The following is a 19,394-nucleotide window of genomic DNA, read 5'->3' on the forward strand; positions in this document are numbered from 1 at the left end:
CGCTTTATCGGATTCACCGTTACTCTTCCAGTGTTTCCGGATGGTCCAAACCCAGCTCATTGATCTTGCGAGTTAAGGTATTGCGGCCCCAGCCGAGCAAAATCGAGGCGTCTCGGCGCCGTCCACCGGTGTGCTTCAGAGCGGTTTCGATCATAATCTTCTCAAACTCCGGTACGGCTCGATCCAGTACCCCTTTTTTGCCCCGCTTTAATTCCTGTTCTGCCCAGTTTTTCAGGCCTTCCTGCCAGGTTTGGCCAATGGCATCGTTCTCGGACTCGGCTTGATCCAGGAGTTCCGGAGGTAAGTCCGCGACATGAATTTCGCGACCACTTGCCATCACCGTGAGCCATCGGCAGGTGTTCTCCAGCTGACGAACGTTGCCCGGCCAAGGCAGTGTAGAGAGATACTCTTCGGCATCTTTTCGCAGGATTTTGGGTTCAACGGCTAGTTCTTTGGCGGCTTGTTCAAGAAAATGCTGAACAAGACGGGGGATGTCTGCGCGCCGCTCAGCCAGTTTCGGCAGATGAATCCGAATCACGTTCAGACGGTGGAACAAGTCCTCCCGGAAGCTGCCTGCATTCACCAGTTTCTCAAGATCCTGGTGGGTAGCGGCAATGATGCGGACATCCACTTTGATGGGGGTGGTGCCGCCCACCCGGTAAAACTCTCCGTCTGCCAGAACCCGCAGCAGTCGGGTTTGGGTGTCGGCCGGCATGTCGCCGATTTCGTCCAGAAACAAGGTGCCGCTATTGGCTTGTTCGAAACGCCCCTGTCGGGTGCCGCCGGCACCGGTGAAGGCGCCTTTTTCATGGCCAAACAGTTCCGACTCAATAAGATCTTTAGGGATGGCCGCCATATTTAATGCAATAAACGGGCTTCGGGCGCGGGGACTGTGGTTGTGTAGTGCCTGAGCAACCAGCTCTTTGCCAGTGCCGCTTTCGCCGTTGATCAACACGGTGATGTTCGAATTTGAAAGTCGCCCTATGGCCCGAAACACTTCTTGCATGGCCGGTGCTTCGCCAATGATTTCGGTGCTCTTTCGTACTTCTTCGACGTGTGGCTCGGCGGAAGCTCGTTGTTCATGGCTGTGAGCGATGGCGCGTTTGACCAGGGCCACCGCTTCATCCACGTCAAACGGTTTGGGCAGGTATTCAAACGCGCCGGTCTGGTAACTGGTAACAGCGCTGTCCAAGTCCGAGTGGGCGGTCATGATGATGACCGGAATATCCGGGTGCAGCGCTACAATCCTTGAGAGTAAGGTGATGCCGTCTACTCCGGGCATACGTATGTCGCTGACAATGGCGTCGGGCCGCTCGTGCTCCAGGCGGGCAATAATGCCTTCGCCGCTGTCAAATGCCTGCACGTGTAAGCCGGCTTGGCTTAGCGCCCGCTCAAGGACCCAGCGAATACTTTTGTCGTCATCGATGATCCAGACGTTTTCTGGCTGATTCATAGCGTGTCCTCCAGAGGCAGGAAGATAATAAAGTCGGTTTTTCCTGGCTCGCTTTCACATTCCACCAAGCCTCGATGCTGGCCGATGATGCTTTGGGTGATCGAAAGCCCTAAGCCTGTGCCCGATGCCCGGCCACTGATCATGGGGTAAAAAACGTTTTGCAGCAGGTCAGCCGGAATGCCGGGGCCGTTGTCGATAATGTCGATGCGGCAAACCAGTCGGTGGCGTTGATGACCGATGGTGAACTGCCTCAGAGTGCGAGTGCGGAAGGTGATAGTGGGAGCTTTTGCTGGGTCTGATGCGTGCTCGTTTTCAAAAGCAGCTTCCATAGCGTTTCGGGCTATGTTCAAGACCGCTTGAATGAGTTGTTCTTTATCGCCCGGGAATTCCGGGATACTGGGGTCGTAATCTCTTAGAAGCTGAACCTTGCCCCGGCTTTCGGCTTCAATCAGGGTGCGTACTCGCTCCAGAATTTCGTGAATGTTGGTGGGCGCGATTTTCAGGGCTTTATTGGGCCCAAGCATTCGATCCACCAGGCTCCGTAATCGATCGGCTTCATTGATAATAACGTGGGTGTATTCTCGTTGGTCGTCACTGGCGAGTTCTCGGGCGAGCAGTTGCGCTGCGCCTCGAATGCCGCCCAGAGGGTTTTTGATTTCATGAGCCATGCCACGTACGAGAATGCGCGACGCTTCTTGCTGGGAAATGATGTCTTCTTCCCGGCTAATGCGCAGCTGGCGGTCTATCGGTTGCAGTTCAATTAATAGTTCAATTGGGTCAATGCTTAGAGGGCTCACGGAATAGTCCACCATCAGACGTGATCCGGTCAACAAGGCGAACTCGGCTTCACGACGTGTGTAGGACTGACCATTTTTTGCAGCGGCGTGCAGAGTTCTTAAAGCATTTCCTGAATCGATCAAAACGTCATGCAGCGGTGTGCCCTGCGTTCGCATGAGGCTCGTTTCGAACAGGTTTTCGGCGGCCGGGTTCAGGTAGCGAATCGTAAGATCATCGCCCAGAACCAGGACGGCGGTCGTCAGGCTATCGAGGATGTTTTTATACCCGGCGTTCAGGGTGGTAGACGGTCGAAACGACATGCAATGATCCCGTTGGGCGCTTATGGTCATGGCTATGATTTAGCAATAAACGAACCAGTTTTTCTGTCTCGTCTAACTAACCGTGATCTTGCGAGATTGGGCACCCGGAGAGGGCTTGTTGTGCTATCAATTGAGGCACGTAAGCTAATAAAGCTGCAAGCGGGCCGGGTTTGGCCCTTTGGTTGCCTGCAGCATGGCACCAAATCAGTGCGCTCGCACTAATTTGGTGCAATTTGTTTTACTGTGCAACAGAGGGGCGGTGCACTGTAAAGCGAATGGGCTGGCCAGTTTTAACCTGTACGCCGTTTCGATCGATGATGTGGGCGACGGCATTGTGGGTGCCCCGATCGATGTTCGGGACGGTGACGGAGCCTGAAGTGCTTTGGCCGACCGGCTGACCGTCGAGTGCGATTTCGTATTTGTGGCCTGGCTTCAGGCCAGGGCTGCTTTGAACTTCAAAGGTGACCGTGCCGTTGCCACTGTGAAAGGCTTGGTTATCTTGGGGGTAAGTGAAAGCGAGACTGTCATACGAGGCGCCTTGGCGTTCAACCTCTTCGCGCAGTTTGCGGGTTTCGCGCACGGCCTCCGGTTTCGGCAAAGTGATGGTGGTGACGGGTTTCACTTTGACCGTTTCGCCGCCCTTGATGGGTTCGTCGGAGAAAGTAACGTTGCCTTGTGCATCGACGTGGCGGTACACCTCCGCCCAACTGGTAGAGGCGGCAAGCAGCAGCATTCCGGATGCGAGCGTGACGAGAATTTTCATGATGATGACCTGTGCTCTGGATAACTCATTTGATTATCCGGCGCAGCGGAAGGGATATCAACGTTGCGGGTGGCTCGCTTGGTTACATCTCGTTAAGGGCGACAGGTGTTGATTGGGTTTTGTGGCACCGGCCACAAAAAAACCCGCCGAGGCGGGTTTTTCGCTGCTTCAAAACACCTCAGCGGTGCATTGAATTAGCAGGAGTAGTACAGCTCGAATTCGACCGGGTGGGTGGTCATGTTGATGCGCTCAACTTCGGCACGCTTCAGGTCGATGTAGCCAGCAATCATGTCTTCAGTGAACACGCTGCCACGGGTCAGGAACTCGTGATCGTCCCGTAGGGCATCCAGAGCTTCTTGCAGTGTTTCGGCAACCTTCGGAATGTTCAGGGCTTCTTCTTTCGGCAGGTCGTAAAGGTCTTTGTCCATGGCATCGCCAGGGTGGATTTTATTCTGAATGCCGTCCAAGCCAGCCATCATCAGTGCGGCGAAGGCCAGGTACGGGTTAGCGGCCGGGTCAGGGAAGCGAACTTCAACACGACGGGCTTTGGCGCTGTTCACGTACGGAATACGGATAGAGGCTGAACGGTTACGAGCAGAGTAGGCCAGCATAACCGGTGCTTCGTAGCCTGGCACCAAACGCTTGTAGCTGTTGGTGGCCGGGTTGGTGAAGGCGTTGATTGCCTTGGCGTGCTTGATGATTCCGCCAACGTAGTACAGCGCTTCGTCACTCAGGCCTGCATAGCTGTCGCCTGCGAACAGGTTCTTGCCGTCTTTGCTCAGGGACATGTGAACGTGCATGCCGGAACCGTTGTCGCCGACAACCGGCTTAGGCATGAAGGTTGCGGTTTTGCCGTATGCATGGGCAACATTGTGCACGCAGTACTTCAGGATTTGTACTTCGTCTGCTTTCTTGGTCAGGCTGTTAGGGCCTACGCCAATTTCACACTGTCCGGCGGTGCCGACTTCGTGGTGGTGAACCTCAATAGTCAGGCCCATTGATTCCATAGCGGCACACATAGCGCCACGAAGATCGTGCAAGCTGTCTACCGGTGGTACCGGGAAGTAACCACCCTTAACGCCCGGACGGTGACCGATGTTGTTGCGGTCGAAGTCTTCGCCGGAAACCCAGGCGGCTTCTTCTGAATAGAGCTCGTACATAGAGCCCTGCATGTCCGTTTTCCATTTAGCGGAATCGAAGATGAAGAACTCAGGCTCCGGGCCGAACAAAGCGCCATCGGCGATGCCGGTGGACTTCAGGTATTCTTCAGCGCGCTGGGCAACAGAGCGAGGGTCACGCTCATAACCTTGCATGGTGGTCGGTTCCACGATGTCGCAGGTAATATTAATGGTGGCTTCTTCAGTGAACGGGTCCAGAACGGAGCTGCTGTCATCCGGCATCAGGATCATGTCGGATTCGTTGATGCCTTTCCAGCCAGCGATAGAAGAGCCGTCGAACATTTTGCCGTCGGCGAAGAAGTCTTCGTCAACCTCGGAGGCGGGCATGGTTACGTGTTGTTCTTTGCCGCGTGTGTCGGTGAAACGCAGGTCGACCCATTTGACTTCGTGCTCTTTGATCAAATCAACAGTCTTGGACATTGTGCATGCTCCGTAAGTTATACATATTCGTTGTGCCGGATCGTTCAGCGAACTGAGGCCCGATCTGCTTGCAGGTGAGGGGAGCTTATCAGAAGCTGGTGACCCTTACCTTTCAATTGCGGCTGATTCTACCTAAGCAAGGGGCTTGCCAGTTTGCCGACATCGCCTCACAAAAGCGCAGCGGTGGGGGTTCCGGACGATATCGAGGCGTTCGAGGTACAGGTTTTCCGGGTTTTTGGATGTTAATCGTGCTCTAAAATGGTGCATGGTGCGGATAATTGCCTGAAATCGGTGCGCTTCGTGATTGATTACATATTAAGCACTAATCTTCATATTATCGACATGGACTTTTCGATATACTGCGTCCCGCTAATTTCTGCAGGATACCAGTTGTGATTGATAAGCTTAGAAACGTTGCCATTATTGCCCACGTAGACCACGGTAAAACGACCCTGGTTGACCAATTGTTGCGCAAGTCCGGTACTTTGGACCGTAAAGAGCTCGAAAACGAGCGTGTTATGGATTCCAACGACCAGGAGAAAGAGCGTGGCATTACCATTCTGGCGAAGAACACCGCGCTGAAGTGGAAAGACTACGACATCAATATCGTGGACACCCCGGGACACGCTGATTTCGGTGGCGAAGTTGAGCGAGTCATGAGCATGGTAGACAGTGTTCTGCTCGTGGTCGATTCTATTGACGGCCCCATGCCCCAAACACGCTTCGTGACGCAAAAAGCGTTCGCGGCAGGTTTACGCCCGATTGTTGTTGTGAACAAAATTGACCGTCCGGGCGCGCGCCCTGACTGGGTTGTGGATCAGGTGTTTGATCTGTTCGATAACTTGGGTGCAACCGACGAGCAGCTCGATTTCCCGATCGTATACGCTAGTGCTTTGAACGGCATTGCGGGTATGGATCACGAGGATATGCAAGACAACATGGATGCTGTTTTTCAGGCCATTGTTGATTACGTGCCAGCACCTGATGTCGATCTGGACAAACCGTTCCAGATGCAAATTTCCCAGCTGGACTACAACAGCTTTCTGGGTGTTATTGGTATCGGCCGCATCGCGCGCGGCAAAGTGTCAACGAACACTCCGGTCGTTGCGATTGGTGCTGACGGTAAAAAGCGTAACGGTCGAATTCTAAAGATCATGGGCCACTCCGGTCTGCAGCGCGTTGAGGTAGATGAGGCGCAGGCAGGCGACATCATCTGTGTGAGCGGTCTGGATCAGCTTTATATTTCTGACACTCTGTGCGATCAATCCAATGTTGAGGCACTGCCGGCACTTACTGTTGACGAACCAACAGTTTCGATGACTTTCCAGGTCAATGATTCTCCGTTTGCTGGTAAAGAAGGCAAATACGTAACCAGCCGTAATATTAAAGAGCGTCTGGAAAAAGAGTTGCTGCACAACGTGGCGTTGCGCGTTGAAGAAGGCGACTCTGCGGACAAGTTCAAAGTATCTGGCCGTGGTGAGCTGCACCTGTCGGTACTGATCGAAAACATGCGCCGCGAGAATTTCGAGCTGGCGGTTGGCCGCCCTGAAGTTGTGATCAAGGAAGTAGACGGCGAAAAACAAGAGCCGTACGAAAACGTGATCATTGACATCGAAGAGCAGCACCAGGGCCCCATCATGGAGCAAATGGGTCTGCGCCGCGGTGACATGACCAACATGATTCCGGACGGCAAAGGACGCATGCGTCTGGAGTACACCATTCCTGCCCGTGGTTTGATCGGTTTCCGTAACGCCTTCCTGACCATGACCTCGGGTACCGGTATCCTGACCTCGACTTTTAGCCATTACGGTCCTGTGAAGCTGGGTGAAGTCACTAGCCGCCAGAACGGTGTTATCGTTTCCATGGCAACCGGCACGGCGTTGACGTACTCACTGGAAACCCTGCAGAGCCGAGGCAAGCTGTTCCTCGAGCCGGGACAGGAAATTTATGAAGGTCAGCTGTGTGGTATTCACAGTCGCGATAGCGATCTGGTGGTCAACCCGACCAAGGGCAAGAAGCTGGATAACATGCGTGCGTCTGGTAAAGACGAAGTGATTGGTCTGGTACCGCCCATCAAGCACACGCTTGAGCAGGCACTTGAGTTTATTGACGACGACGAACTGGTAGAAGTAACGCCCAAGTCGATCCGTCTGCGTAAAAAGCTTCTGACCGAAAACGAGCGTAAGCGCGCCGGCAAGAAGTAAGCACTGTTAGCCCGGAGTTGCAGGCAATCACAACGGTGAAAGCACAGTCTTTCTATCTGTGATTGCTTCGCTGCTCCGGGCTAATTGCTTTTCGAAGTGCCTCCGTATCTTCTGCGTTAAATCTGTAATCCCTCTCGCTATTCTCGGCTAGACTTCCGTTAATCATTCATCGGAGTCAGTCATGCTTACTCTTTATCCCGAAATTCAGCCCTACGCTCGCCATCATCTTGCGGTGGACGATGTTCATGAGCTGTATCTGGAAGAATCCGGTAATCCCGAAGGTATACCCGTGCTTGTGGTGCACGGTGGCCCTGGGGGCGGTTGTGAAGACTACCATCGTCGATTTTTTGATGCGGAACGATTCCGGATAATTTTGCTGGACCAGCGCGGCGCAGGGCGATCAACGCCGCTGGCGGAGCTGGAAGGCAATAACACCGAGAATCTGGTGGCGGACATGGAAACGGTGCGCCAATTCCTGGGTGTGGCGCGTTGGCTGTTGTTTGGTGGCAGTTGGGGATCCACGCTCAGCCTTGTCTATGCGCAGGCGCATCCCGAGCGGGTGTTAGGATTGGTATTGAGAGGCATTTTTCTATGTCGTCCCGGCGACATTCAATGGCTTTACCAAGAGGGTGCGAGCCGGGTGTTCCCGGACTACTGGCAAGACTTTCAAAAACTGATTCCGGAGGTTGAGCGCGATGATATGGTTGCTGCTTATTACCGGCGACTGATCAGCAATAACGAGCTGGAACAGATTCAGGCGGCGAAGGCCTGGTCTGTTTGGGAGGGCCGTTGCGCAACGCTTCAGCCGAACCCGAAAGTGGTGGAGCATTTCGAACACCCCCATGTTGCGATCGCACTGGCCCGAATTGAGTGCCATTACTTCATGAATCAAGGTTTTTTGCAGCCAGGCCAAATTATTAATAATACCGACAGGCTGGCGGATATTCCGGGCATTATTGTGCACGGGCGCTACGATATGGTTTGCCCGCTGGATAATGCCTTCGCCCTGAGTGCAGCGTGGCCTGAAGCCGAATTTCAAATCATTCGCGATGCGGGGCACTCAGCAGCCGAGCCCGCTATTGTTGATGCGCTGATTCGTGGTGTTGAACAAGTTGTTGCCAAAGGTGCGCCTTCAGCTGGTTGATTATTAGACTTTTTGTTGACTTGGCGGGGTTGCGACCTGTGGTTAGCCTCTATACACTTTGGCTAGTTACCGTGTTTTAACCCTGTGAGCACAGTTGCCAAGGCACGAAATGAAAGGATTGATCCAGCGAGTATCGGAGGCAAGTGTTGCCGTAGGGGATCGCCAAATTGCCAGTATTGGCAATGGGCTGCTATTGCTATTGGGTGTGGAAAGGAATGACACCTCAACGGAGGCAAAGGAGCTGTGCCGAAAGATTCTCTCGTACCGAGTGTTTCCCGATGATCAAGGCCGGATGAACGTGAATGTTCAGGATTCCGGTGGCTCGCTTCTTGTTGTCCCCCAGTTCACCTTGGCGGCGGATACGTCTTCCGGAACACGGCCGGGCTTTTCGCTGGCGGCTGCTCCTGATACTGCTAATCACCTTTATGAGCAGTTTGTGGCTGAGGCCGAGACGGTGCTGGGAACAGAGCGAGTGCAAACCGGAGAGTTTGGTGCAGACATGAAGGTGGCACTTTTGAATAACGGGCCGGTGACCTTTTTGTTAGAGGTGGCTGCAACTCATTAACGGAATGAAAAGCGATCGAAATGCCCGGAATTAGTGCGCTATTCGTAGTCGTGAGCGCAGGTGTTCCGGCGTTTGCAGTACTGGCAGCTAAGTATTTTTTGTAACTTGTTGGGCAGAAAGGAAATTGTGAGTTTGGGCCTCGATTTTGCTCCTTTTGTCATTGATTTGGCTAACTGCTGGCAGGTAAAGAAGTTTTGAGGCGAAAGGTTGAATCGGTCAAAAATTAGCCTTTAAAAATTTGCAAAAATGTAATTGTTGTATTAAAACAGGATCATCACAGGGGACTTTAACAGAGTTCTGTAAGTGACTGAGAATCAAGGCCGGCGATTTGCCTTGTTAGATAAAAAGAAAAGATCGGGCCTTAAGACCCGTCGAAGAACCTGAGTTAACTCACATAAGGAAGATGCAACATGAAAAAAACTATTCTTGCTTCTGCGATCGCAGCTGCAACCTTCTCTGGCGCTGCTCTGGCACAGTCGACTTTATCTGCTTCCGAGATGGCTGCGAAGATGAATTCCATGCCGACTGTGTACGGTAACATTCAATATGTACTTTACCATGACAATGTAGATGGCGGTTCTTCACAAGTTGAGCACGCGGATAACGGCTCTACTTTGGGTGTGAAGCACTCTCATGAGATTGCTCCGGGCGTTACCGGTTTCTTCAAGTTGGAACTGGACGGCTTTGGCGCTGATGAGAAAGATTCATCTGGTGCTAACATCGACGAAGCGTACATCGGTGTTAAAGGTGACAACTTCGGTCAGGTCTGGATTGGTTCCGACGACTCTACTTACGAAACTGCTGTTGACGAGATTTCTCAGTTCTACGAATTAGCTACTCTGAGCATCGGTGCAGCTGAGTATACAACTGGCGAAGGCGACCTGCTCCAGTATCGCTCTCCGTCATTCAGCGGACTGACGTTGGGCGGTGCAGTACAAGTTAATGGCGACGGAGAGGGCGGTGATAAGTCATTCCCGTACCAGCTGGCTGCGATCTACGAAGTGGACGCTCTTGAGCTGGCCTTTGCTGTTGACTCCAACGACAACGGTGGAGATAACGAAAACACCTACGGCCTACGTGCTAGCTATAACTTGGATAACCTGCGTGTCACCGGTGAATTCCATACCCGCAAAGACGCATACGACAAGTTCGGTCTGATGGGTATATACACTCTTGGCCAAAACCAGTTCGCGCTGTCCTACGAGCTGGCCGAAGCAGATGACTCTGCCAGTACCAAGTGGGATACTATTACCCTGCAGGCGCTGCACAATGTGTCGGATAACATGTACGTATACTTTGAAGGCTACCTCGGTGGCGGTGACGACGTGTACGACTACAACTTCGAGCGTGCTGACAGCAGCGACTTTGATGCCACTGCTGGCGTTTCTGACGAGCGCTCCATTGCCTCTATCGGTGCGGTTTACTACTTCTGATCAGCTAACCAGCTAATCCAGTAGTATCAAAAACCGGTGACTTAGGTCACCGGTTTTTGTATTTTTAGCCCCCCAAGTTTTCAGGAATCCCCTATGGCCACCGAGCTCGAAATCAAACTTACCCTGTCTGAGGAAGCCCAGGCTGAAGCGTTGGCATGGCTACTGGCCCAACCGGAAGCCTCCGAAGGCCCGAGAAAGGTGCTGGTGAACCGCTATTACGACACCCCCAGCGCGGCACTCAATCGTGCCAGAGCAGCTTTGCGTGTGCGCGAGGCTGGCGGGCGATACATTCAAACCTTGAAAACCCAAGGCGAGTTCGTTGACGGCGCTCATCGGCGGGAAGAATGGGAGTGGGAGATTCAGAGCGCTGATTTGGACGTGTCATTACTCGAACAAACCCCGCTGAATGATCAGCTGGATCTGTCCGAGTTGAAGCTGGCGTTTGAAACCAACTTCACTCGCCAGATTGTTATGTTGAATACCGCTGATGCAGTGATTGAGGTGGCCGTCGATTCTGGTGAAGTTGCCAGTGGACATGAAGCTCGGCCGTTGCGCGAAGTGGAATTTGAATTGAAGTCCGGTAACCCGGAATCTTTGATGGTCTGGGCGTCGTCGCTGGCCCGAGAGGTTCCGGTCTTCCTTAATCTGGTCAGTAAAGCGGAGCAAGGCTATCACTTAGCCGGTATTCATCAGCCAACTCTTGGTCCAAACGCTGGTGCGCTGCCGGTGACGGAGTTTCTGCACCAATTAAGCCTTGCCTGGCTGTTAAGCGAGCCTGTGGTCTTGTCCGAGGAATCGTTGATAAAGGTGCGAAAGTTGGCGAATGAAGCAGGCTTTCAGCAAGTATGGGATCAGCTCATGCCTGAATTGGTCCGCGGTTGCCACGTTGCCGACATGGTTCAGAACATTCCCCGCATGGGTGAGCTGCAGCTAGCGATCGCCTCCGCTAGCTGATGTCGAGTAGCGCGGTGGCTATGCTGAAGTAGATCAGCACACCGCTCACGTCTGCGATGGTCGTAATCAGCGGGGTGCTTGCGGTTGCCGGGTCAAATTTCAGTTTGTCGAGCAGGAAGGGCAACAGCATGCCGATCAGGCTGCCGACCATCACTACGACAATCATGGTGACCGCAACCACGGTCGCAATCTCAGGCCCTGCTCGCAGCAGCCCTACCACCATCACCGCCACGGCCATGGTCAAGCCAAGGCCGGTGGCGACCAAGGTTTCTTTGCCCAGCAAACGCCCCCAATCTTTGACGGTCACATCGCCTGTGGCCATGCCACGCACCATCAAAGTGGCCGACTGGGCGCCAGCGTTACCCGCACTGGCAACCAGCAACGGCATAAAGAACAACAGAGCGATGTGCTCAGAGATGATTCCTTCAAAGTAGGCGATGCCCGCACCGGTGAAGATGTTGGCAAACACGAGAATGACCAGCCACTGCACTCGGGAACGGTAGAGTGAAAACGGCGAAGCGTCTCGCAAGGTGCCGGTGAGTTTTCCCACCGTTGCACCTTTGTGCATGTCTTCGGTCGCTTCTGCTTCAGCCGCGTCCATGGCGTCATCGTAGGTGACAATGCCGACCAAGCGATTGTCGTGATCGACAATGGGTAAGGCCAATAAATCGTACCTGGATATTAGACGAGCCACCTCTTCTTGAGGCGTGTCTGTCTTGGCGGTCACAAGACCTGTAGCGATCAGATCGTTCACCGAAGCGCTGGGTGTGGCCGTGATCAGGTTTCTGAGTGATACGGCTCCTAGCAGCGTGTGATTCCCGTCCACCACATAAGCGTGGTAAATGGTTTCTTTATCGGGAGCCGTTTTACGAAGCAAATCAATAGCGGCACTGGCGGTTACGCCCGTGTTAATCATGGCGTAATCGGAGCTCATCAATGCTCCGGCCGTGCCTTCTTCGAAACTGGCCAAGCGCCGCAGGTCTTCCCGTTCTTTGCTGGCCAGAGATTGGAACAGGCTGTGCTGTCGTTGTTCGTCCAGCAGTTGGAAGAAGTCCGCCCGTTCATCCGAGGGCATCGCCGTGACCAGTTCAGTCAGGCTTCGGGTCGGAAGCTGTTGGGCGATGAGAGTCTGAGTGTTTGGTCCAATGTACCCAAGCACCTTGCCGCCTTGTTCTTTCGGCAGAGCGTCAAGCAGGCGTATACCCACATCGGCTTCCGGATGCGCTTCGATAAAGTCTGCCAAATCGGCGGCGTTGAACGTGGAGGCAGCGATCGGAATATGGCTGTCGTCGTTCGCTGCGAGTGCCGTAACCAAGGGCCGGAAGAACTCAGTGTCCTGAACTGACATGGATGATCCCGTTATTTCTGCTCGTTATTTTCGATGCCGTTGTCTTGCAGTTCCCGCCATTTTTTTAGGAATTCTCGATAGCGATCCAAAGCTTCCTCCACCACGGTCACGGTTGGTGTGTCGCTGGAGCTTACCAGCACGATCAACCCTTTGCCTTCCACTTCTTTGTTTGAGGCAGGGTGGCAGGTCACTTCGTTGTCGTGATCGATATACGCCAAGGCGGTTCCGATACCGTGGCGGACAAGAGCGCTGACAATATCGGCCCAGGTCAGGTCGTCCAATTCGAGTTCATAGCGGTGGGGGTGGTCGCGTTCGTAATTGAACATGTCCTCCAGCACTTTTTCGGAGCCCGGGGCGACAACGGCCCGTACCATGATCTCCGGGTAGGTGCGAACAGGGCGGATCACGGTGCGCACGCCCAGTGTTTTGAAACGCTCTCGGTTGATGTCGCTGACGCATTCGGCGGTGGTTCGATTGCCCAGGTTGGACTCGGTCAACCGATGAGAAATGTCGAATGTCAGGCTGTCAGAGAAAGCGTCGGTCTCATCCGCAGCGAGTACGATGATGTGCTTGGCATCGCCCGCGTGAACGGCCTTGAGTGCCTCTGGATCATTTCCGGCACCATGAAAGTGCACCATGCCGCAGTCCCTCAACTCCGCGGGCAAGCCACTGGGGAACTGGCGCGTCAATAGTATGATCGGAACGGTGTGGTATTCCGGGATGGAGCGAATTTGAGAAGCGAAGCGCATGAAATATTGCTCGCCTCCGCTGCGGGGGGTGTTAATGATTACGATGTGGTCTTTCATGTTGTAGATCCAGCGTCCAGTCAGGATTCGTTCGCGGCGGTAAAAACGGTATTCAATATAGTCACTAACGATCAATGTCAGCAGAGTGATTGACGAAATAAACATCAGCAACACCGTGCTGATGCGTCCGACAACGGTTACCGGAGCAAAGTCGCCGTAGCCAACCGTGACCAGGGTCGTCATGGTTAGCCACGCGGATTCGAACAGCGTTAGGGGCTCGAATGCCCAGAGAATCAAAATGTGAGTGCACGTAAGCGCTGCGAGAGCCAAGAACAGACGCTTGACCCGTTGGCGAATTAACCCGCCCATCGGCAGGTGCGACTGAGTGTGCTCCGGATTTAGCGGTCGCTTATTTCTCATCATGAAGGTTGGGGCCTGTTCAGTCCTTGGCGAGTTCGTTATACAGTACTTGGAATATATCAGAGAGATAAGGGAGTTGCGTTATGTCCGAGCCTTGGAAATCGCTACCGGCAGCGCTTGCTGATGACGTATCGGCCTGCTGGTCGTCGATATTTCCAGACGGCGTGCCCGAATGGCTGGCCGTGATATCCGAGGCGGACATTGCAGAAGCGGTGGCGCGCAGTGTGTTTTTGCGCCAAACCCTGCAGCGCCACCCAGACTGCATGCAGGAGGTGTTCGCTAACCGCCCTATGACCGAACCTACCACCGAGGCATGGCTGGAAGAGCGATGGGCCAGCTATCTGAGCGTGGTTAAATCAGAGCCGGACCTTCACAGCGCCTTGCGCCGTTTCCGCCGAGAGGTGCAGTTTCGCATCATCTGGCGGGACTTGATGGGATGGGCAGATCTTAACGAAACCATGTTGGCCACCAGTGCCTTTGCCGATGTGTGTATTGATGGCGCATTGGATTGGCTCTACAGCAAGGCCTGTGAAGAATTTGGAACGCCTTGGGGTAAAGACCCGGTCACCGGAGCGGACGTGCCCCAGCGCATGGTGGTGCTGGGGATGGGCAAGCTCGGTGGTCGGGAGCTGAACGTGTCCTCCGATATTGATTTGATTTTTGCTTTTCCGTCTAACGGCGAAACCCAAGGGGGGCGCCGCGCCCTCGATAACCAGCAGTTCTTCATTCGTTTGGGCCAGCGCTTGATTCAGGCGCTGGACCAGATCACCGCCGATGGTTTCGTGTTTCGCGTTGATATGCGCTTACGGCCCTATGGTCAAAGTGGCGCCCTGGCGCTGAGCTTCGCTGCGCTGGAAACCTATTATCAGGATCAGGGCCGCGATTGGGAGCGCTACGCCATGGTGAAGGCCCGTGTAGTCGCGGGTGATCAGCGTGCGGGTACAGTTCTGATCGAGAGTCTGCGGCCGTTCGTGTACCGCAAATACATCGATTTCAGCGCCTTCGAGTCGCTTCGAAATATGAAGGCAATGATCGGCCGGGAAGTGCGTCGCAAGGGGCTGGAAGACAACATCAAACTGGGTAGCGGCGGTATCCGTGAAATCGAGTTTGTGGTGCAAGCGTTCCAGTTGATTCGCGGCGGGCGTGACCGCGAACTGCAGCAACGGGAGTTGCTGAATATTCTTAAAGAGCTGGAAGAGCTGGAACTATTGCCCTCGTCGGTGGTGAAGGAGCTTCGCGAAGCTTATGTGTTCTTGAGAAACATCGAGCACGCCTTGCAAGGGGTGGAAGACAAGCAGACCCAAACCCTGCCGGACAACCCCCTGTGCCAGGCCCGGATTGCACGCATTATGGGGTTTGACGGCTGGTCCGCGTGCGAGTCAGCGTTAGCCAGCCACAGAGAAAGAGTCGCGCTGCATTTCGCCAACATCATCGCTACCGAAGATGAAGAGGGCGACGGCGATGCTGCGGTGGACGATGGCTGGTTTGAATTGTGGTTGTCGGAAATGGACGAGCCAGCGGCCATCGAGTGGCTGGCGGAGCAAGGGTACGAGAATCCCGAAGACAGTTATAAATTACTGGCGGCCCTGCATAACGGCCGAACCGTGCAGACCATGCAAACTCAGGGTCGTAAGCGCCTGAATCAGTTTATGCCCCTGTTATTAAGCGCGTTGACCGAGGTGGAGAATGCTTCGGAAACCTTGGAGCGGGTGTTGCTGTTGGTGGAGGCTATTCTGCGCCGGACGGCCTACATGGTTTTGTTGGTGGAAAATCCCAACGCGCTGACCCAGCTGGTTGGGCTATGCAGTGAGAGCCCCTGGATTGCAAAATTGCTGGCGGACACGCCACTGCTGCTGGATGAGTTGTTGAACGCCGAGAGTCTTTACAGTCCGCCGGCCAAAGAGGCTCTGCAGGATGACTTGCGTCAGCAGATGTTGAGGATTCCATACGAAGATCTCGAAGAGCAGATGGAATCTCTCCGACATTTCAAGAAAGCGCATACGTTGCGGGTAGCGGCTTCAGAGATCAAAGGCACGTTACCCCTCATGAAGGTGAGTGATTACCTGACCTGGATCGCCGAGGTGGTGCTGGATCATGTGGTGGATGTGGCTTTCGCTAATCTGGTGAGCCGGCATGGCCGCCCGCAACGGGTTTATGGCACGGCCTGTGATACCGATTTCGCTATTTTGGGCTACGGCAAATTGGGCGGTATCGAAATGGGCTATACCTCGGATCTGGATTTGGTGTTTATACACCAATCAGACCCGCTGTTGACGACCGACGGCGACAAGCCGATCGATAATGCCATCTTCTACACCCGTCTAGGCCAGCGCATTGTGCACATCCTCAGCACGCAAACCCCGTCCGGCCAGCTGTACGAAGTGGATATGCGCTTGCGGCCGTCTGGCAATTCGGGGCTGTTGGTCAGCACGCTGCAGTCGTTTGAGAAGTACCAGCAGAACGATGCGTGGACCTGGGAACACCAAGCTCTGGCACGGGCGCGCGGGGTCGCAGGTTGCCGGGACACCTTGGCGGCCTTTGAGCGCGTGCGGCATGATATTTTGTGCGCCAAGCGGGACAAGCAGGCGCTCCGCAAAGAAGTTGTCGATATGCGGGAGAAGATGCGGGTTAATCTTGGCACACCCGTCGCGAAAAGGGCTGAAGAGTTCCACGTTAAGCATGACTTTGGTGGCATTGTGGACATCGAGTTCCTGGTGCAATACCTGATGCTGGCGTGGAGTGGCGAGCATCCGGAACTGACCCAATGGAGCGATAACATTCGTCAGCTGGAAGAGCTGGGACGTGCCGGTGTGCTGGACGTGGCGGATACCGAGAAGTTGCGAGAGGCCTATATTGTCTTGCGATCAACGATCCACCGGCGGGCACTGCAGAACCTGAGCAGCCGGGTTGAAGGGAAGCGGTTTGTGGAAGAACGTGATTATATTGGGCAGATGTGGAAAAAAGTCATGCTTGATTAGCAAGCTAAATTTATTTCTGGCCGGTATTCCTGCTAGAATGCGAGTTCCCCGAAAATCGCTTTTTTAGGAGCAGAAAAGAAATGTCGATGGCTGATCGCGATGGCGTTATCTGGCTGGATGGTGAAATGGTTGAATGGCGTGAAGCCAAAACCCACGTCCTTACCCATACCTTGCACTACGGCCTCGGCTGTTTTGAAGGGGTGCGAGCCTACAATACCGCCAATGGCCCGGCGATTTTCCGCCTGAAAGAGCACACCGATCGTCTGTTCCGCTCGGCCCACATCCTGAACATGCAGATGCCGTTCAGTAAAGATGAAATCAACGAAGCCCAGCGCGCGGCTGTTCGTGAAAACAATCTGGACGAAGCCTATCTGAGGCCCATGGTATTTCTGGGTTCCGAAGGCATGGGCCTTCGTGCCGACAACCTCAAAGTGCACGTGATGGTTGCGGCCTGGAGTTGGCCTTCCTACATGTCGCCTGAAGCCAAAGAAGTGGGTATCAAGGTACGCACCTCTTCTTACACTCGTCATCACGTGAACATCACCATGTGTAAAGCGAAGGCGAACGGTAACTACATCAACTCGATGTTGGCGTTGAATGAAGCCATCTCTGGCGGTGCGGAAGAAGCGTTGCTGCTGGATAACGAAGGCTACGTCGCAGAAGGTTCCGGTGAGAACATCTTTATCGTGCGTGACGGCGTGCTGCATACGCCTGAGCTGACCTCTTGTCTGGAAGGTATTACCCGCGCCACCATCATCGATTTCGCCAAAGAGCTGGGCTTGCAGGTGAAAGAACGACGGATCACCCGTGACGAAGTGTACGTTGCGGAAGAAGCCTTCTTTACCGGAACCGCAGCCGAAGTTCTGCCGATTCGCGAGCTGGATGGACGTGCCATTGGCGCAGGCAAGCGCGGCCCGATCACTGAAAAGCTTCAGAGCATGTATTTTGATGCCGTTAAGGGTAAGCTGGTTCAGCATTCTGAGTGGCTGACTCACGTTAAAGGCTAAAGCAGTTAGCTATTCCAAAGTGGCCGCCGGTGCTTCCAGTGCCGGCGGCTTCGCTGTATTGAACTCACGGAAAAACAGGGCAAGACAATGGCAGACGTAATCAAGGTACCGGTTTCTTTCGGTGAAGTGCTGGATAAGATCACGATCCTTGAAATCAAATCCGAGCGCATTAAAGACGAAGCAAAGGTCAAAAACGTGCGTTTGGAGCTGGATGAGCTGAGCGCAACTTGGGACGAGGCCGTAAAAGACAAGGCTGCCGAGATTGCGGATTTGCGCAAGCAGCTTAAAGCGGTGAACGAAGAGCTTTGGGTGATTGAAGACGATATCCGTGACGAAGAGGCGGACCAGAACTTCGGCCCACGTTTTATTGAGCTCGCTCGTGCGGTCTATATCACCAACGACAAGCGTGCAGCTATCAAGAAGGAAGTGAACCTGGCGCTGGGCTCCCGCTTTGTTGAAGAAAAGTCTTATCAGGATTACACCGCACGCAAGTAAGGCGGATGATAGTGAGCTTCGCTGAAGCTTCTGAGCGTCGACCGGTTTGACCGTATTCGGAAGCTTCAGCGTATTTTCGTTCAGCTCTTTTCGGTCACCCAGCGATCCAGCATTTCAGTGGCGTCTTTGACCGACACCAGTTCCATCGCCCCCACGAATTCTGCCTTGGCGCCCCAGCGCGCTTCCTCCACGGTTTTGCCTGTGAATTCTTGCAGCGCTTCCGGGTAGCGATTTACACACCATTTCAGAGAGTTGTAGGGCCCCGAGCGATTGGGGTTGCTGGCGGCGAAAATGCCCAAGACATCGGTATTCACTGAGCTAGCGATATGAGCGGGGCCGGTATCCGGCGCAACCACAAGGTCCGCCTCGCTCATCATGGCGGTAAGTTGTTTCAGAGTGTCTTTGCCGCAAATGTTGTGAGCCTTCTGCTTCATGGCGCCTTCGATAGCCGCGCAATACTCGGCTTCAAAAGGCGCCGGACTGCCCACGAGAATGACCTTCATGCCGTAAGCTTCGATGGCGTAGTCTGCCAGTTGGGCGTAGCGCTCCGCCGGCCAATTCCTCAGTGTGTGGCTGGCGCAGGGGCTGATGATCAGGTTCTTTCGGTCAGCCGCTAGATGGCTGCGAGCAAATTCGTGATCGGCCTCTGATAGAGGGATGTGCCACTGTGGAGGTGCGGCGTTGAGTCCTAGTGGTTCCAGGAAGCTCGCCAGGCAATCCCTGACGTGTTGCTGTGGAGTCGGAGCAATGCGCTTGTTGATAAACAGACTGTGCAGGTCTTTGCTGCGAGCTTTGTCGTAGCCGACTTTGATCTTGGCCGGAATCAACGCTGCGGCGAGGTTTGCTCTTAAGGCGACCTGCATGTGCAACAAGGCATCGAACTTGCGGCCTTTCATTTTCTTGCGCAGGTCCGCATAGCCCTGGCGGCCGGCTTTCTTGTCAAAGATAATGAACTCGACGCCCGGCAGGTCGCCAATGAGCTTGGCTTCGATTTTGCCAATGACCCAGGTGATTTTAACGCCAGGGATTTGTTCCTGGAGACTTAGAACAACCGGAATGACGTGAGTGACGTCGCCGATGGCGGATAGGCGGAGTATGCAGATGGAGTTCATGATGCGGTTGTGGGGTTAAGAGTATGCATTGCAGTCCATAGCGGTTTTTTAATCCGCGTTATAGAGTCTCAAAGGGC

The 19,394-nt window shown here is 54.1% G+C and carries 15 protein-coding genes; 8 read left to right on the top strand and 7 right to left on the bottom strand.

Annotated elements, in window-relative coordinates; genetic code table 11:
* Positions 1-19 precede the first annotated feature (19 nt).
* The 4 genes from ntrC to glnA all read right to left on the bottom strand — a co-directional run bounded on the left by ntrC (position 20) and on the right by glnA (position 4,911).
* Positions 20-1,453 (bottom strand): nitrogen regulation protein NR(I), encoded by a 1,434-nt coding sequence (gene ntrC / locus MWU64_RS14770; RefSeq protein WP_247065171.1) that lies wholly within the window; start codon positions 1,451-1,453, stop codon positions 20-22.
* Positions 1,450-2,550 carry a nitrogen regulation protein NR(II) gene (glnL, locus tag MWU64_RS14775; protein WP_247065173.1) on the bottom strand — a complete coding sequence of 367 codons (1,101 nt, stop codon included), beginning with the start codon at positions 2,548-2,550 and terminating at the stop codon, positions 1,450-1,452. Before glnL ends, ntrC begins: the two co-directional genes overlap by 4 nt.
* Positions 2,551-2,788: 238 nt before the next feature.
* Positions 2,789-3,313: a DUF4124 domain-containing protein gene (locus MWU64_RS14780; RefSeq protein ID WP_247065175.1), complete on the bottom strand. Its 525-nt coding sequence runs from the start codon at positions 3,311-3,313 to the stop codon at positions 2,789-2,791.
* A 194-nt stretch (positions 3,314-3,507) separates the two neighbouring features.
* Complete coding sequence (glnA, locus tag MWU64_RS14785) at positions 3,508-4,911, bottom strand: glutamate--ammonia ligase (protein ID WP_247065178.1); 1,404 nt, start codon at positions 4,909-4,911, stop codon at positions 3,508-3,510.
* A 392-nt stretch (positions 4,912-5,303) separates the two neighbouring features.
* Between glnA and typA the strand changes: the two genes are divergently transcribed.
* The 5 genes from typA (at position 5,304) to MWU64_RS14810 (ending at position 11,211) form a co-directional block, all read left to right on the top strand.
* Positions 5,304-7,115 (top strand): translational GTPase TypA, encoded by a 1,812-nt coding sequence (gene typA, locus MWU64_RS14790; RefSeq protein WP_247065180.1) that lies wholly within the window; start codon positions 5,304-5,306, stop codon positions 7,113-7,115.
* Between the two features lie 181 nt (positions 7,116-7,296).
* Complete coding sequence (pip, locus tag MWU64_RS14795) at positions 7,297-8,259, top strand: prolyl aminopeptidase (protein ID WP_247065182.1); 963 nt, start codon at positions 7,297-7,299, stop codon at positions 8,257-8,259.
* Positions 8,260-8,368: 109 nt separating this feature from the next.
* On the top strand, positions 8,369-8,824 hold the full coding sequence (dtd, locus tag MWU64_RS14800; protein ID WP_247065184.1) for a D-aminoacyl-tRNA deacylase: 456 nt from the start codon (positions 8,369-8,371) through the stop codon (positions 8,822-8,824).
* A 410-nt stretch (positions 8,825-9,234) separates the two neighbouring features.
* Positions 9,235-10,257 (top strand): porin, encoded by a 1,023-nt coding sequence (locus tag MWU64_RS14805; RefSeq protein WP_247065186.1) that lies wholly within the window; start codon positions 9,235-9,237, stop codon positions 10,255-10,257.
* Between the two features lie 93 nt (positions 10,258-10,350).
* Positions 10,351-11,211 (top strand): CYTH domain-containing protein, encoded by an 861-nt coding sequence (locus MWU64_RS14810; RefSeq protein WP_247065188.1) that lies wholly within the window; start codon positions 10,351-10,353, stop codon positions 11,209-11,211.
* Here the strand turns inward: MWU64_RS14810 and mgtE are convergent.
* Together mgtE and MWU64_RS14820 are read right to left on the bottom strand one after the other, a co-directional pair.
* Positions 11,204-12,559, bottom strand: coding sequence for a magnesium transporter (gene mgtE, locus MWU64_RS14815; RefSeq protein WP_247065190.1), 1,356 nt, complete (start codon positions 12,557-12,559; stop codon positions 11,204-11,206). The genes MWU64_RS14810 and mgtE overlap by 8 nt on opposite strands.
* Positions 12,560-12,570: 11 nt before the next feature.
* Positions 12,571-13,728, bottom strand: coding sequence for a potassium channel family protein (locus tag MWU64_RS14820; protein ID WP_247065192.1), 1,158 nt, complete (start codon positions 13,726-13,728; stop codon positions 12,571-12,573).
* A gap of 80 nt (positions 13,729-13,808) precedes the next feature.
* Here MWU64_RS14820 and glnE point away from each other — a divergent pair, with 80 nt between their 5' ends.
* From glnE to MWU64_RS14835, 3 genes are all read left to right on the top strand, one after another.
* Positions 13,809-16,703, top strand: a complete 2,895-nt coding sequence (gene glnE / locus MWU64_RS14825) for a bifunctional [glutamate--ammonia ligase]-adenylyl-L-tyrosine phosphorylase/[glutamate--ammonia-ligase] adenylyltransferase (RefSeq protein ID WP_247065194.1) — start codon at positions 13,809-13,811, stop codon at positions 16,701-16,703.
* Between the two features lie 80 nt (positions 16,704-16,783).
* Complete coding sequence (locus MWU64_RS14830) at positions 16,784-17,710, top strand: branched-chain amino acid transaminase (RefSeq protein ID WP_247065196.1); 927 nt, start codon at positions 16,784-16,786, stop codon at positions 17,708-17,710.
* An 87-nt stretch (positions 17,711-17,797) separates the two neighbouring features.
* Positions 17,798-18,205: a DUF6165 family protein gene (locus MWU64_RS14835; RefSeq protein WP_247065198.1), complete on the top strand. Its 408-nt coding sequence runs from the start codon at positions 17,798-17,800 to the stop codon at positions 18,203-18,205.
* An 80-nt stretch (positions 18,206-18,285) separates the two neighbouring features.
* On the opposite strand, the gene MWU64_RS14840 is transcribed toward MWU64_RS14835, so the two are convergent.
* Positions 18,286-19,317 carry a glycosyltransferase family 9 protein gene (locus MWU64_RS14840; RefSeq protein WP_247065200.1) on the bottom strand — a complete coding sequence of 344 codons (1,032 nt, stop codon included), beginning with the start codon at positions 19,315-19,317 and terminating at the stop codon, positions 18,286-18,288.
* Between the last annotated feature and the right edge of the window lie 77 nt (positions 19,318-19,394).

The sequence above is a fragment of the Marinobacter sp. S0848L genome (genome assembly GCF_023016065.1).
Taxonomy (GTDB): domain Bacteria; phylum Pseudomonadota; class Gammaproteobacteria; order Pseudomonadales; family Oleiphilaceae; genus Marinobacter.

Coding starts and splice junctions, on each gene's coding strand:
- ntrC (WP_247065171.1), bottom strand. CDS start 1,453: ATGAATCAGCCAGAAAACGTCTGGATCATCGATGACGACAAAAGTATT.
- glnL (WP_247065173.1), bottom strand. CDS start 2,550: ATGTCGTTTCGACCGTCTACCACCCTGAACGCCGGGTATAAAAACATC.
- MWU64_RS14780 (WP_247065175.1), bottom strand. CDS start 3,313: ATGAAAATTCTCGTCACGCTCGCATCCGGAATGCTGCTGCTTGCCGCC.
- glnA (WP_247065178.1), bottom strand. CDS start 4,911: ATGTCCAAGACTGTTGATTTGATCAAAGAGCACGAAGTCAAATGGGTC.
- pip (WP_247065182.1), top strand. CDS start 7,297: ATGCTTACTCTTTATCCCGAAATTCAGCCCTACGCTCGCCATCATCTT.
- dtd (WP_247065184.1), top strand. CDS start 8,369: ATGAAAGGATTGATCCAGCGAGTATCGGAGGCAAGTGTTGCCGTAGGG.
- MWU64_RS14805 (WP_247065186.1), top strand. CDS start 9,235: ATGAAAAAAACTATTCTTGCTTCTGCGATCGCAGCTGCAACCTTCTCT.
- MWU64_RS14810 (WP_247065188.1), top strand. CDS start 10,351: ATGGCCACCGAGCTCGAAATCAAACTTACCCTGTCTGAGGAAGCCCAG.
- mgtE (WP_247065190.1), bottom strand. CDS start 12,559: ATGTCAGTTCAGGACACTGAGTTCTTCCGGCCCTTGGTTACGGCACTC.
- MWU64_RS14820 (WP_247065192.1), bottom strand. CDS start 13,728: ATGATGAGAAATAAGCGACCGCTAAATCCGGAGCACACTCAGTCGCAC.
- glnE (WP_247065194.1), top strand. CDS start 13,809: ATGTCCGAGCCTTGGAAATCGCTACCGGCAGCGCTTGCTGATGACGTA.
- MWU64_RS14830 (WP_247065196.1), top strand. CDS start 16,784: ATGTCGATGGCTGATCGCGATGGCGTTATCTGGCTGGATGGTGAAATG.
- MWU64_RS14835 (WP_247065198.1), top strand. CDS start 17,798: ATGGCAGACGTAATCAAGGTACCGGTTTCTTTCGGTGAAGTGCTGGAT.
- MWU64_RS14840 (WP_247065200.1), bottom strand. CDS start 19,317: ATGAACTCCATCTGCATACTCCGCCTATCCGCCATCGGCGACGTCACT.